The organism is uncultured Salinicola sp., from assembly GCF_937921195.1.
Lineage (GTDB): Bacteria > Pseudomonadota > Gammaproteobacteria > Pseudomonadales > Halomonadaceae > Salinicola.
In genome coordinates, this window is sequence record NZ_CALFQK010000168.1 from 18,027 (window position 1) to 31,075 (window position 13,049).

Annotated in this window: 22 protein-coding genes; 21 read left to right on the top strand and 1 reads right to left on the bottom strand. The window is 63.3% G+C overall.

Translation table 11 applies throughout. From position 1 onward, the window contains the following. Nucleotides 1-26: 26 nt before the first annotated feature. The 15 genes from Q0602_RS19580 to Q0602_RS19650 all read left to right on the top strand — a co-directional run bounded on the left by Q0602_RS19580 (nucleotide 27) and on the right by Q0602_RS19650 (nucleotide 9,687). The gene (locus tag Q0602_RS19580) at nucleotides 27-2,471 is read left to right on the top strand and encodes a S8 family peptidase (protein ID WP_298847065.1); all 2,445 of its coding nucleotides are present in this window, start codon (nucleotides 27-29) and stop codon (nucleotides 2,469-2,471) included. Nucleotides 2,472-2,530: 59 nt separating this feature from the next. Next, complete coding sequence (locus tag Q0602_RS19585) at nucleotides 2,531-2,851, top strand: hypothetical protein (RefSeq protein ID WP_298847070.1); 321 nt, start codon at nucleotides 2,531-2,533, stop codon at nucleotides 2,849-2,851. Further along, nucleotides 2,848-3,393, top strand: coding sequence for a DUF262 domain-containing protein (locus Q0602_RS19590; protein WP_298847073.1), 546 nt, complete (start codon nucleotides 2,848-2,850; stop codon nucleotides 3,391-3,393). The genes Q0602_RS19585 and Q0602_RS19590 overlap by 4 nt, the downstream gene beginning before the upstream one ends. 10 nt (nucleotides 3,394-3,403) lie before the next feature. Beyond that, entirely contained in the window at nucleotides 3,404-3,730 is a 327-nt protein-coding gene (locus Q0602_RS19595; RefSeq protein WP_298847076.1) for a hypothetical protein, read from the top strand. Next, nucleotides 3,724-4,191, top strand: a complete 468-nt coding sequence (locus tag Q0602_RS19600; RefSeq protein WP_298847079.1) for a hypothetical protein — start codon at nucleotides 3,724-3,726, stop codon at nucleotides 4,189-4,191. Before Q0602_RS19595 ends, Q0602_RS19600 begins: the two co-directional genes overlap by 7 nt. Beyond that, nucleotides 4,188-4,727, top strand: a complete 540-nt coding sequence (locus Q0602_RS19605) for a hypothetical protein (RefSeq protein WP_298847084.1) — start codon at nucleotides 4,188-4,190, stop codon at nucleotides 4,725-4,727. Before Q0602_RS19600 ends, Q0602_RS19605 begins: the two co-directional genes overlap by 4 nt. A 25-nt stretch (nucleotides 4,728-4,752) precedes the next feature. After that, nucleotides 4,753-5,370, top strand: a complete 618-nt coding sequence (locus Q0602_RS19610; RefSeq protein WP_298847089.1) for a hypothetical protein — start codon at nucleotides 4,753-4,755, stop codon at nucleotides 5,368-5,370. Nucleotides 5,371-5,438: 68 nt separating this feature from the next. Further along, nucleotides 5,439-6,233 (top strand): hypothetical protein, encoded by a 795-nt coding sequence (locus Q0602_RS19615; RefSeq protein ID WP_298847092.1) that lies wholly within the window; start codon nucleotides 5,439-5,441, stop codon nucleotides 6,231-6,233. A 26-nt stretch (nucleotides 6,234-6,259) separates the two neighbouring features. Beyond that, a complete protein-coding gene (locus Q0602_RS19620; protein ID WP_298847094.1) occupies nucleotides 6,260-7,273 on the top strand; it encodes a hypothetical protein in 1,014 nt (337 codons plus the stop codon). Beyond that, complete coding sequence (locus Q0602_RS19625; protein ID WP_298847096.1) at nucleotides 7,270-7,749, top strand: hypothetical protein; 480 nt, start codon at nucleotides 7,270-7,272, stop codon at nucleotides 7,747-7,749. Before Q0602_RS19620 ends, Q0602_RS19625 begins: the two co-directional genes overlap by 4 nt. Continuing rightward, nucleotides 7,742-8,005 carry a hypothetical protein gene (locus Q0602_RS19630; protein ID WP_298847099.1) on the top strand — a complete coding sequence of 88 codons (264 nt, stop codon included), beginning with the start codon at nucleotides 7,742-7,744 and terminating at the stop codon, nucleotides 8,003-8,005. Before Q0602_RS19625 ends, Q0602_RS19630 begins: the two co-directional genes overlap by 8 nt. Then, complete coding sequence (locus tag Q0602_RS19635) at nucleotides 8,002-8,457, top strand: hypothetical protein (protein WP_298847102.1); 456 nt, start codon at nucleotides 8,002-8,004, stop codon at nucleotides 8,455-8,457. Before Q0602_RS19630 ends, Q0602_RS19635 begins: the two co-directional genes overlap by 4 nt. A gap of 73 nt (nucleotides 8,458-8,530) precedes the next feature. Beyond that, nucleotides 8,531-8,692 (top strand): hypothetical protein, encoded by a 162-nt coding sequence (locus Q0602_RS19640; RefSeq protein WP_298847107.1) that lies wholly within the window; start codon nucleotides 8,531-8,533, stop codon nucleotides 8,690-8,692. Between the two features lie 58 nt (nucleotides 8,693-8,750). Beyond that, on the top strand, nucleotides 8,751-9,032 hold the full coding sequence (locus Q0602_RS19645) for a hypothetical protein (RefSeq protein WP_298847111.1): 282 nt from the start codon (nucleotides 8,751-8,753) through the stop codon (nucleotides 9,030-9,032). Nucleotides 9,033-9,147: 115 nt separating this feature from the next. Then, nucleotides 9,148-9,687 (top strand): NADAR family protein, encoded by a 540-nt coding sequence (locus Q0602_RS19650; protein WP_298847114.1) that lies wholly within the window; start codon nucleotides 9,148-9,150, stop codon nucleotides 9,685-9,687. A gap of 58 nt (nucleotides 9,688-9,745) precedes the next feature. Here Q0602_RS19650 and Q0602_RS19655 read toward each other — a convergent pair whose 3' ends face one another. After that, a complete protein-coding gene (locus Q0602_RS19655) occupies nucleotides 9,746-10,009 on the bottom strand; it encodes a hypothetical protein (protein WP_298847120.1) in 264 nt (87 codons plus the stop codon). 104 nt (nucleotides 10,010-10,113) lie between these two features. Between Q0602_RS19655 and Q0602_RS19660 the strand changes: the two genes are divergently transcribed. The 6 genes from Q0602_RS19660 to Q0602_RS19685 are packed head-to-tail and all read left to right on the top strand — an operon-like array spanning nucleotide 10,114 to nucleotide 13,015. Then, the gene (locus Q0602_RS19660) at nucleotides 10,114-11,064 is read left to right on the top strand and encodes a hypothetical protein (RefSeq protein WP_298847123.1); all 951 of its coding nucleotides are present in this window, start codon (nucleotides 10,114-10,116) and stop codon (nucleotides 11,062-11,064) included. Between the two features lie 23 nt (nucleotides 11,065-11,087). After that, nucleotides 11,088-11,375, top strand: a complete 288-nt coding sequence (locus Q0602_RS19665; protein ID WP_298847125.1) for a hypothetical protein — start codon at nucleotides 11,088-11,090, stop codon at nucleotides 11,373-11,375. Further along, complete coding sequence (locus Q0602_RS19670) at nucleotides 11,372-11,824, top strand: hypothetical protein (protein WP_298847127.1); 453 nt, start codon at nucleotides 11,372-11,374, stop codon at nucleotides 11,822-11,824. The genes Q0602_RS19665 and Q0602_RS19670 overlap by 4 nt, the downstream gene beginning before the upstream one ends. Then, entirely contained in the window at nucleotides 11,821-12,135 is a 315-nt protein-coding gene (locus Q0602_RS19675; protein WP_298847129.1) for a hypothetical protein, read from the top strand. The genes Q0602_RS19670 and Q0602_RS19675 overlap by 4 nt, the downstream gene beginning before the upstream one ends. An 11-nt stretch (nucleotides 12,136-12,146) precedes the next feature. Beyond that, complete coding sequence (locus Q0602_RS19680) at nucleotides 12,147-12,653, top strand: hypothetical protein (RefSeq protein WP_298847131.1); 507 nt, start codon at nucleotides 12,147-12,149, stop codon at nucleotides 12,651-12,653. A 41-nt stretch (nucleotides 12,654-12,694) separates the two neighbouring features. Further along, nucleotides 12,695-13,015 (top strand): hypothetical protein, encoded by a 321-nt coding sequence (locus Q0602_RS19685; protein WP_298847134.1) that lies wholly within the window; start codon nucleotides 12,695-12,697, stop codon nucleotides 13,013-13,015. Nucleotides 13,016-13,049 lie beyond the last annotated feature (34 nt).

The following is a 13,049-nucleotide window of genomic DNA, read 5'->3' on the forward strand; positions in this document are numbered from 1 at the left end:
AGTTCCAGATCAAGAGGAAAAACGATATGAAGATTTCACAGATCCTGCGCGTGACCGCCAGCACGGTCGCACTCGCCAGTCTCGCAGCCTGCGGCGGCGGCGGCGGTGTCCAGTCGACTCCCGCTCCGCCCCCTCCTCCGGTGGGCACCCCGTCGCCCGCTCCGGCACCCGCTCCGACTCCGGCACCTTCGCCCACGCCGGCACCCACGCCCACGCCGGCACCCACGCCCACGCCGGCACCCACGCCGGCACCCACGCCGGCACCCACGCCGACGCCGACGCCCACTCCGACTCCGGCACCCACTCCCACTCCCACTCCGACGCCTCCGTCGTGCGAGCCGAACTGCGCACCGGTGCCCCCGCCCGCGGGCTACGTGATCACTCCCCGCGACCAGCAGCCGCAGCGCTCGGTCCAGGACGACACCGAATATCGTCGCAACTACACCGCGGCCGAATACATCAACGCTCTCTACGCGCTCGACAACGGCTGGACCGGTGAAGGCGTCCTCGTCGGCATCCTCGACGACGGCATCAACGCCATTCCGGAGCTCGAAGGCCAGGTCGATCGCGAGCTCAGTCGCGACTTCGGCGGCGTCGTCGTCGACGGCAAGCTGCAGCCCCGCGAAGGCGGAGCCAACAGCGGGGACGGGACCTCGATCCACGGCACTCCGGTGGCTGCGATCATCGGTGCACGCAACGACGGCCAGGGCGTCCAGGGCCTCGCTCCGGACGTCACGCTCGTCTCGCTGCGGGTCGACGCGATGGTGAATGGCAATCGCATGTACGGCTTCCGCAGCAACGAGGCGATCGAATACGCCATCGCGAACGACATCAAGCTGCTGAACATGTCGCTGAGCCGCAGCGATCCGACCACGACCTCGGCCATCATGCAGAACGTGCTGGCTGACTATGCCGCATTCGGTGGCCTCGTGATCAATAGCGCGGGCAACAACGTGCAGGACAATCCCGGCAACTACCTGGACATGACCGACGCAAACGCCGAGGCGCTGCTGTTCGTCGTGGCTCTCGCGCCGTCGCAGACCGAATACAAGATCGCGAGCTACTCCAACCACTGCGGCCTGGCGATGGATCGCTGCGTCGCTGCGGTCGGAAGCAACGTCACGCATGACGTGAACGGCGAAATCGTCGGCTTCGGCGGCACCAGTTCGGCCGCACCGCAGGTCACTGCGCTCGCTGCGATGATCCTGTCCAAGTGGCCGCAGCTCTCCGGCGTGGACGCCGGCAACGTGATCATCAACACCGCTCGCGACATCGGCGAGGCGGGCGTCGACGAGATCTACGGACACGGCCTGATCGATGCCAAGGCCGCTCTGTCGCCCGTCGATCCGATGCTGTCGAACGGCAAGACCTCGAGTTCGATCGACAACTCGGTGATGGTCGTGGGCGGTGCCTTCGGTGGCGGATACGGTCCGTCCTCGATCGAATCGGTCTACAGCGACGTCACCGTCCTCGATGCCTACGGTCGCGACTACGATGGCGACATCTCGGGTCTCGTGATCCGTCCGGGCCAGGCGAACGCCAACTGGCTGCAGCGCCGGGTCCAGGCGCAGACGAACGCCGGGTCCACCGGCTTCATCAGTCCCAAGGCCTCGGCCTCGATCGGCTACACGGCCTTCGAGACGCAGTTCCGCGACTCGAACGGTGATCCGGTGCTCCGGAACCACCTGTCGAACGCCGCCTTCGCGTTCCGCATGAACGAGGACACGACCGTGACCGCCGGTTACAACACCGGTGACAACGTCATGGACGATGTCATGGGCCTCGCGCCAACCTCGGACGCGATGTTCGCCTACTCGCCGCTCGCGCAGACCAGCATGGGCGTGAGCCACAAGCTGGGCGAGGGACGCCTCGCGGTCTCGGCATACGTCGGACGCCAGGAGAACACCGCCACCAACGGCCTGACGGTCCAGTGGCAGCAGGGTCCCTCCTCGCTGAAGCTCGGACTGGTCGACGAGACCGGCACGGTTTTCGGCACTCCGGTCGGCGCCGGCGCGATGCGCTTCGGTGACGGCTCGAGCACGGTGTTCGTCGAGGCCGCGAGCGGCTTCGACCTCGGTCGCTGGCAGTTCGACGGCTATGCGAGCCTGGGCGCGACGCGCCTGAAGCTGGCCGACGACATGCTGCTCACCGATGCGGACACGATCACCAGCGGACGGTTCGGTCTCACCGCCAGCCGCGAGGCCCTCGGCGGTCTCGTGAGCTTCGGGGTCGCTCAGCGGCTGGTCGCGCTCTCGGGCAATGCGACCTTTACCGTCGGCAACGGCTACGATCTCGGCATCCGCGGCCTCACCTTCGAGGATCGCACCGTCGACATGCGCGGCCGGATGGCTCCGCAGCTGACCTTCGGCTACGAGAAGACCGGCGAACGCTCCGCCTTCCGCTTCGGTGCGGCGAGCGACGTCGAAGGCCGTGACGTGCGCGCGGTCAGCAGCTGGAACCTGCGCTTCTGAACCAGACGAGGGGGAGGACCACCTTCCCCTCGTCCACCCATGCCAACGAGGAGACCAACATGGGAAGCGATTCGCTCGCCATGCGGCGAACCATGCCAGGCCTCCACGGCGGAGAATTCATCCGCGCAGAGCGCAAGAAGGACGGCCACTGGGCCTTCGACATGAGGATGAGACGGATAGCGGAAAACGGACCCTGGTGGTTCGAGCCCGACATCCATGGTCCATGGCACCCGATCGGCTCCTGGCCGACGCTCGCAAAGGGTAGGCAGGCAGCCGAACTCCTGCGGAGCGGAACGCATTACTGGGACCAGAGCACGTATTCGTGCAAGCCCTATGATGAGCAGGCCTACGCCACCCTGCGAGGAGACACGACACGATGACCGTCACTCTTCCCCAGCCGCTCATCCGCGGCACGACCAGCTCGAGAACAATTTCAGATCTCATGCGGAAACGCGAACCAAAATACGAAAAGATGTTCGAAGGCTCGGTTCAGGGGCTGGAGCAACTCGGGCACTTCTACATTCCGTCATACCAGCGACCCGACGTCTGGACGACCGACCAGAAGAGGCGTCTCGTGGAGAGTGTCTGGCTGGGAATCTCCATCGGCACCATCGTCGTATCAGATGAAGGACAGATGGATCCTGAAACGGGGAGATACCCGATTCAGGCGGATAATCTTCTCGACGGAAAACATAGGCTCTACTCTCTGCGTGCCTATATGGAAGAAGGCATGCGCATATTCGTCGGCACCGAGAATGAGCATAGCTGGGACGAGCTTGATCTGCCACAGCAACGCCGGTTCCGCAACACGCCTCTGGGATACATCACGATCGACCGCGACTTCAGCTTGGATGCGCTGAAGGAGGTCTACAACCGCCTGAACTTCGGCGGCACCGTCCACACCGAAGACCAACGCGCCTGAGGAGACCGCCATGTCCTATGACATCTCGATCGCTGACGAGGAATTCAACCACACCTACAACACCCACGCGCTCTTCAAGGAGATCCTCCCTGGAGACAGCGGACGCGAAGCCGGCATAAACGGCCTCTACGGCATGACCGGGGCCGAAGCCGCCGAATACATCGAAGCGGGTCTCGAGCGCCTTAGCGAGATGCTGTGCGAGAAGGACGAGGATGCAATGCGCGCCGAATTCGACGCGAAGAACAAGTGGGGCACGATCTTCACCTCGACGCTCATGCTCTCACGCCTCATGGCCGCATGCCTGCGCCACCCCTTCCAGAAGATCGAGATATGCTGAACCCCACGGTCGGGCCGCTCGCTCGGCACATCATCGAGAACATCGGCGATCGGGATGCAGCCGTCGCAGAGATCGACACAGCGATCACCGAGGCGCGCCCGAGGATGTTCACCATCGAAGGCAGGACCAAGGTCCATCTGCACGACCGCGCTCACGGCTATGAGCTGACCGGCTTCCTCCACTACAACGGCTACCAGATCGACGAGACGCGAGTCTTCGTGGAACAGGTCCATTTTCCTCACACCGTGATGCTGCGGTGGGACACGGAGATCGCCGAGGGCGCCATGCTGGCCGCGAGGCTCATCGACATCGGCTCGATGAAGGAGAGACGCGTCCTGGGGTACCAGATCATGCGCGACGAGGGCTACACCGTCTTCCATCTCGAGGACTGGGACCGGGATGCATCGATCACGTGGAGCGCATTGAAGGCCTCCATCGAGGCACGCAGGGAGCCGGCATGACGGTCAGGACCGATGCGATCTCCCGCTGGATCCTGATGCGCTACGCGGCCAAGTCGGGCCGCGACGAGACAGAACGCTTCATCGCATCGGTTCAGAATCTCCTCACCATGTGCACGCCCAACGAGGAGATCGACAATATCGAGACATCGACCGTCCATGTGATCCGGGATGGAAGATACGAGGCCATCGTGAAAGCGAGCACACGGGTCACGGACGAAGGCGACGATATCAGCATCGGTGTCAGGAGCCAGGTGAGGATGATCCTGACACATGCCGATGGTTGGACGCTGGACCCCGAAGGAGGTCTGACGCTCATCGTGCCCGAAACCACGAGACAGAGGCATATGACGATGACACGAGAGGGGAAAATGAACCTCTCCGAGGTCATGCAGGCCGAGGGGCTTCCCGACTTCCCGGTAAAGGAGATGGGAAGCGTGGGAGAGCATGCGATCTACATCCCGAAGCTGAAAAGGGATCTTTCCTGGTCCCAGAGCACCTACATGGCGCATGGACTGGCGATGAGATCGGCGGCCTGACGAGATCGACAGACGGGAGGAAAAAATGGATCGCAGACTTTCCGCCCTCTCCGAACTGATGCGTGCGGACACCGAGAACGAGAGACGCTCCGCAGTGCGACTGATAGAGCGAGAGACCGGCAAGCACGTCGACGAACTCATCCGGCGAGGCCTGCGGCGAAGCCTCGGACACGAGGAGAGGGCTATCGCACTGCATCTCATGGAGACCTATAGCGGCGATGTCATGATACAGGCTCTCGAGGTGATCCTGAGACGAAACGGAGTCAGTTGGCAGAACGTCATCGCCAAGGGCGATTCCCTCGGCATCGCCGAACGAATCGAGCACCTGCGCACCGGATGCGATCATCCGGCCGCCAAGCGGCCGGGTCTGGAAGGCGTCCGCCGGGATGCCATGCCGGACGAGATCACGGGAATCCCCAACCTCTGGGAGCCCGGCATGGACAACGAAGGGAGGAAGACGGTCGTCTTCTACATGCTGGAGGCGGATCACCAGGACAGGTCCTTCAGACCACTCGTCCCGTTCGTCGCTCGCGGCGATGCCGCCGCGAGGGTGCGCCGGTCAGCCAACGATGAAAGACCGATCACGATAGCACTGCGTGACCCGGGCGTGAGACACGAACACATAGAGGCGGTTACGGTCTGACCGGGCCGCCTTTTTTTGCATCCACAGACGCAGGGCAGGCGATACACCTTCCCTGAGAGGAAAAGAACATGAGCATAATCCGCGGCATCGCCGAACGGCTGCGTTCCGACCACGAGAACGAGCGCCAGTCGGCCGTCAACCTCATCGAGCGCAAGACCGGGCTCATGATCGTCGACATCATCCGCAAGGGCGCGATCAGGCACCTCACCGGAACGCCCCAGCAATGGGTCCTCGAACATCTCCAGACCAAGACGGGCGACCGCATGATCGTCGCCGTCAGTCGCGAGATCGCGGCGCTGAAGACGAGTTGGGGAGACATCGTGGAATCCGGCAGCCTGCAGAGTGCATCGACACCGGGCCGGTCACGCGATCCTTGGGAGCAACAGGGCGGAACCTCGCGCCCCTACGAGCCGCAGCCCGATTTCAGTGCCGCATGGAACGATGCGTTCGCGAGCTTCATGGAGACCGCCGGCGAGAGCATGTGGCAGCATGCACGGGCCGAACCGCCACTCACCGAGAAGGATATCAATGACCTCTACAATTCGGTGAAGAGCGCACGCAGCGACATGGAGCAGGGCTTCACGAGGGTGAGCCGCGAGGACCTTCCTGTGGGCGCCACCGGCAAGCCGCGCATCACGCGGCGGGGCGTCGCCAAGACTGGCAAGGGCTACGCCATCGTCTCGTTCCGGCGCATGACCTCCTACGGCGGCAAGAACATCGCCCCTATGTGCGAGTTCATCGCCTTCGGGGACGAATGGATCGACGAGATCGAGCAGGCCGAGAAGGACGATCTCACCGTCAGCGTCACCTTCGGCGCCGACCGGCAGCCCAACAAGCACGTCGTGATCCACAACGCGCTCTGAGAATTCCACGAGAAAGGAAAAGGCCCATGGCCAAGCATCTGATGCGCCCTCTGGGACGCGACAGCCACCCGATCGGTGCCGAGCAGTACGCACCGGCGATCACGGCCGCATGGCTCGCGGCCTTCCCGGACTCCAGACCCGAGGAACGTGACAAGGAGGACTGGGTCGAGAACGCCTGCTTCATCGAGTCCTTCGCGCGGCTGGGGGTCGAGCACGAGATCATGGGATCCACTCCCGCGGTCTGGATCAGCTCATCCGCCGACACGCTCGTCTCGGGCGAGGGCGAGCCCGCCTTCTTCCATTCGGGAATCCGGGGGAGCGACCACACGACGGGCATCGACTTCTCGCTCCCGCTGCAGAGCACGAAGGCGCTCGACGCGATCGGCAAGCACGCCTCCTCCGAGACCTTCCGCAAGCACGCCGGACGTCAGATGGAACTGGTCCGACCGGACGGCCAGGCCGTGTCCGAAGCGATCCGGCGCATCGTTCCGCAGGCGGGCGAGATCTTCATCAAGACGATCAAGAAGGAGATGGCGCAGCGCTACTCCATCGAGGCCGGCAAGGACGCATGGGAGCAGATCTGCGCCCAGGACGAGGGCATCATGTGGTCCACCATCCAGTACGAGGGCAACACCGCGCCCTACTTCAGCGTCCAGGGCGTCATCGAGCCGACCCATGAATACCGGATGTTCATGGTCGGCGACCGCCCGGTGACCGGAGCGGGATGCGTCGAGGCCTTCACGCCGCTCGACAACTGGGACGTCTTCGATCCCAAGATGGAGCCGGTGCGCAACAGGACGGGCGTCGTCACCGCGCGTGACGTGCTCGATGCCTATCGCGAGTTCGCCGAAGCCTTCGGCAAGGAGTTCGCCGCGGAGAACGGCAGGGCCCTCGCCTACAGCCTCGATCTGTGCATCGACAGGAACACCGGCAAGGTCGTTCCCATCGAACTCAACCCGCCCATGAACCTCGGGCGCTACGCCTCCGACGTGGATGCATGGGTGCTCGCCATCGACGAGCTCCTCGGAGAGATCGCATGAAGGGGAGATTCGGCCCCGCACTCCTGAAGGTCGTCGAAGCGGCCAGTGACGATCCGGTGGAGCGCACGAACCACATGCGGCGCTTCCTGAAGAATCCGCAGTATGCGGGCGAAGTCAACCTCAAGAGTGCTCCATGTGACTTCCTCTATCTCAATGCCGACCCACTGGTGGACGTCGACATGGGGCATGTGGGATACCAGATCGGACTGCTCGTCAAGGACACGGTCTTCTACGAACAGGTCGACGATCATTCCAGCCGCCACCTCATCCGCTCGGAATTTCCCGAAGCGGTCCTTCAAGGCACCATCGGACGCAGCCTCGGTGACATCGTCTCGGGCCTCGAGAGGATGACCGGTGTCTGGGATCCGGATGAGCGGATCACCGGCATAGCAACCATCAAGGGCTCATCGCACATGGTCGTGCGGGTGCCCTCCTGGTCGATCAACCACTATCTCGGAGGATCCGTCCATGCCTGACGTCCCGACCCCGGAGGAATTCCGCGCCGTGGGCTTCACCGCGGCCGCTGCAGATCACCCACTGAGCGAGGCCGGGTGCGCGATCGTCGCCGAGCACAACGGCGTCGAGCCCGACCGGATGCCGCGCGCCTTCCGCTACGCTCCCAATCCTTGGATGCACACATGGCTCGAGGATCTCGGTCAACGCAGAGCATCCGGCATGCCGACGCGCCATGAGAGCGGTCGCTGGCTGGTTCCCTCGGAACTGGCTCCATGAGGTTCGGACCCGTCGTCCTTCATCTGACGCAGCGGGTGTGCTCGCCGGAAAACCTCAAGGAGCGGATACGCATCCGCACCGGGCTCCTCGAGAGGATCCAGGAGGAGCTGGAGTTCACCGAATCGCCCTTCACGATATCGAAGATCGAACCATGGTACAGCGGCCTCAGGACCGGTCTGACGGGATACGAGATCCTCTTCTTCGTGGGGCGGACCCGCGTCAGGGAGATCAGCCTCTCCTCCAGCGCGCCCGTCGAGCACCACATCGACCTCGGTCACAGGCTACCGTCGACGGTGATCGCCTCGATGCCCGGACGCAGCCTGGGGGACATCATCGGAGAGATGGGCATCATGGAGCCCTACTGGGACCCGGACGCAGAGATACTGGACATCGTCAGGACGAACGACACGCCATGGGCGGTGTTCCATCCGAAGCAGGAAGGGGCGGTATAGGCCGCCCCTTTTTTGCATCCGCATCCGGGTCGGACGAGGATGGCCGAAGTCCTCATAGTGAAAGGAAAATCCCATGGGCACCTTCAGCAACCGGATCGTCGCCGACAGCCGGGCCGCAGCACGCAAGCTTATCCGCCTGGCCCGCAACGACAACGCCATGAACGACAACGGCCCTGACGACGACGGGAGCAATCCCAGCGCGGCGCTGACCAAGGGCGCGCTGCTCAGCGCCTGAACGCTTCCCATCCTCAAATGGATGTGGGAGAATGCCGCAACTACACGGGAGTATCACGATGCGAACCATCCTGCGCGATGACATCCTCACCGCCCTTGTCGCCCACGGAGCCATCCGCGGAAGCGATTCGGAATTCGCTGCCGCCTTCGAATGCGACGAGACCGAGATCTCCGATTGTCTCATCTCCATGGTGAAGGAAGGCTACATCCACCGCGCCACGGGGCTCGGCACCAGCCGGTCGGTCTACAGCCTCACGCAGGAGGTCGTGTCGGAACCTGCCTATCGCTCGCCGATCGAGCGCAAGACCTCCTACCCGTCACTGGATGCGCTTCCGTTGTAGGCGACAACACATATTCCAACAGAAACGCGTTCCCACAAAACTCTCCGGACAGTCTTCAACCCACGTTGAAGATTCTCAAGATGATGTGCTCCTGCCAAGATCAGGAGGATGGAAAATGGTAGAGTTTGAGAGCGATAAGAGCCGCCTTTGGAGCAAGGACGGCCGTGCCGCGGTATTCTGCAAGGCCCGCGACCCCTTGGGGATATTGGGGAATATGGCCGGCGGCGCGCCGTTCGTCGACCCGGCGACGGGCCTGCGCTGGACGAGCTCGGAAGCGTGGTACCAGGCCCAGCGCTTCCCGCACCTGCCGGCGCTGCAGGAAGAGATCCGCCTGGCGGGCAACGGCTTCCTCGCCAAGCAGGTCGCACATGCGCGCGTGGACGAGAGCCGCGCCGACTGGCTGGAGGTGAATGTGGAGCTGATGTGGCAGGCGCTGCTGCTGAAGTCGACCAACCGCCGGTTCGTCGACGAGCTGCTGAGCACCGACGATCGCGAGATCGTGGAGCTGAGCATGCGTGACGCCTTCTGGGGCGCGAAGCCCCAGGGCGATGGCACGTATCGCGGCGCGAACGTGCTGGGCCAGCTGCTGATGAAGCTGCGGGAGCAGCTCGGCGGCGGCAAGCCGCGCGCCAAGGGCATGCTGGGAATGCTGTAGATGGGAAATGCGGCCCGCCTTCCGGCGGGCCGCAAGGCCTCCCGTCAGGAGAGCCCGATCAGAATCCCGGGGGCTGCATCCAGGCCATGAGCAGGCCGAAGCAGCAGATGATCGACACGGCCTTGATGTCCCCGATAATCTCCGCGCGGCGTTCCGACGCCTGCAGCGCGATCGCACGGGCGGACCGCAGTCCGTCGTTCCTCGTCATCGCGGCCTCGACTTCCGCCTCCACCTTCGGCACCACGAACACATGCGGAGGAAGGGATGCCCGGAAGGGGTGACGGGCGGATTCGGTGGTCAGGACAAGGCTGCGGCGTCTCATGAAGGCGAATGGTAACGAATCATTAAGGAAGGTCCATCCTGAAAACCGGGAATGCCCCTTTTCGGGACTGTGCGTCCGAATGAACAGTTCGAAGGAGATGGAAAATGAAGGGCACACCGCTGAGCACACTCGACGTCGGCCTCACCCGCGTCCCCGTGCACCAGAACCGCAAGCCCGTCCGCTCGTTCGACGCCATGGGCATCTTCGGTGATAAATTCCGTAGGTACATGCTCGACTACTACGACACTGACGACATCGAGGAACTGGCTCATCACCTCCCGATCGAAGCCTTCAGGAGGCTCGATACCGGCAAGACCGCGAAGACCATGCTCTTCCCCAAGAACTCGCTCCCCTCGGACGTGGAACGCGAACTGGAGAAGGATCCGGTCCTGCGCATCATCCGCAAGATCGACAGCTCCACCTGGCGTTGGGGATACGACCGCGGTGCATGGAACGACATCGTCTCCGCCATGGAAGGCCTCGCATCCTTCGACCTGGGAAGCGACGAGTTCGAGATCACGCTCGACCAGACGACGGGCCGTAACGACTACGGTTATTCCGAACATTCGCGCACCTATCTCGACGGCGTCTTCGGCTTCCTCGTCCACTGGAAGGGCGAGCACGTCATGACGATCGGCTTCTCCTTCGCCGCCGGCCGCCGCCTTCTCGTGCAGCAGGTCCAGAACACGAAGCGCAGCGGCAACCGGTGGCTCTTCCGGCTGCCGCGCAACCGGCTGGAGCACATCATCGACTGCTTCGTGCGCAGCTTTCCCAAGCACCGCATCCACGTTGCGGATGGCGCCGACTACGCCAAGCGGAGCCTCGACAGCTACCTGGAAGCGCGGAACCGCGTCGCCGAACGCCTCAAGCGCAGGAACGACGATGTCGAGGACCGCCTCACCGATCGCGAGGAACTCGAAGCGCTCAACGAGAAGATCAGTCACCTGCGCCACCAGATGGAACGTCTGCGCGCGCTCTACAGCGACACCGGACGCCACCGGCAGACCCGGGAATGGAAGACGAACGGCATGAGGCACTACGCCATCGCCGCGTGATCCCATCAGGGAAAGGAAAACCCATGGCACGATACAATCTGGCGACCACGAAGGCCATGATACTCGAGAAGCCCGAGCAGCGGGCACGCATAACCGTGCCCGTCGAGATACTCCGCTTCTGCGGAGCCTCCGAGGTCGCAGCCAGACTTCGGGAGGACATCAGGCGCAACGGCCTGCAGGACAACATCAGCATGGAACGCGGCATCCTCTATCACACCGTCAAGGTGCAGATGGAGGGCCGTGCGATCGACATGATCCCGATCCTCGAGAAGATCGAGCGACTGGGACAGGACGAGGAAGAAGAAGAATGACGAAAGCGACCATCACCGGATGGCTCCGCCACACCGGAGCGAAATGCGGCATCCGCTACGCGGAGATCCACGCATCGCGACCCTTCGCCTACACGGCCCAGCTCATCATCACGGGCGAGAACGAGGACGACAGCGATGACGTCATCAACGAAGCGCTCGACCGGGCATGGAACCACGAGGGGAAGGTCACCATCGTGTGCGACGTGGACGAGGACGGCGACCTGACCGCGACACCTTCGCGGATCACGATCCTGCAGGACGACGCCAAGGAGCGCAACGTCTGGGAGGAGGCCGCGCGGATGCGGGCCGCAGTCGATCTCATCGGTGCCTACCCATCGGGCGGCCTGGTGGCCGACGACGTGAGCCGAGATCGCCACGCCATGATCATGATCGCACGGTCGGCCCAGCGCGGCGGCAGCATCGACGCCATGAAGGCGATGACGCGATGAGCGCGGTGGACTGGATGGAACCCTACCTCAGGAAGGCGGACGAGGACGGCTACGTCCCCTTCAACGAGGATCGGCGTCTGGGGCAGAACCAGTATGCCAGTCACTATGCGCGCGGCATCCTCAGGAGCCCCGATCTCGGAGAGGGCCTGCGCTGGAAGCATCTCGACGAGAAGGGCGGGGACTACCACCGGATCCGCATCCACAAGGACGATCTTGCGACATTCCACCATCGGGTGAAGGCCTACCAGGAAGACGCCTCGTGGGGAGAGATCAAGGATATCGACCACTATCTGGCCATGCGGTCCGAATAGGAGGCATCCCCATGCGCACCATACTCGTCGGCGATTTCGCCGCCTACATCCTCCAGCGCGGCAGGAACGAGTCACCATCGCAATACGAGACCTTCAAGGGCATCATCGAGAGCGTGCGCTGCGGCGGCATCAGAGTTCCGATGGATTTCGACGTCTTCGGGAAACTGCACTTCCAGAACGACGGACCCGACGGACGCAGGATCAATCTCAACGGAACCTCCGGTCCGTCGGCCAAGTGGGACATCACCGAGAGCGTCGTGACCCTCTACGGCTCGTTCCCCAAGGCGCTCATCGAGACGCACAGGGCGCAGATGAACGATGATGTCCTGCTCCTCGGCGGCGCCGTCGATCTGCCGTTCCATCGCGACCGCGCGGTCTACAGCCTCGTCCATGAGGAGGACCGGGTCAGCTACCATCTCGACCATCGCGAGGAGCGAATGACCTGGGACCAGGCACGCGAGAGGATCGAAGGCCCCGAGGCTCCGGCGCCAGGGATACTGGACCACATGATGGGATGACCATCGGAACAGAGATGAAAGAAAACGGAAAAGGACCCCGAATGACCGACATCATGCCCTCGAGCATCCTCGAACTCGCCCAGACCGTCAGTCAGGGCACCGATGAGATCATCACCGTCATCATGAGCCAGAACACCGGCAGCAGCAGCCGCTACTCCCTGTTCGACCCGCTCGGTGAGGAAGTCACCGAGCAACTGCTCGAGGAGGACATCGCCTATCGCCGCTTCGCGGACCAGGCCGAGATGTTCTCGACCCTCGAAAGGCTCGCCGACACGATCAGCAAGGACCGCAGGGTCACCGCCGAGATCATCAGCTTCGGACGAGGACAGGTCGTGGACGCGAGTCGCTTCAACATGGACTGACGATCCGATCACCTCTCCTCACAATCCTCACAAC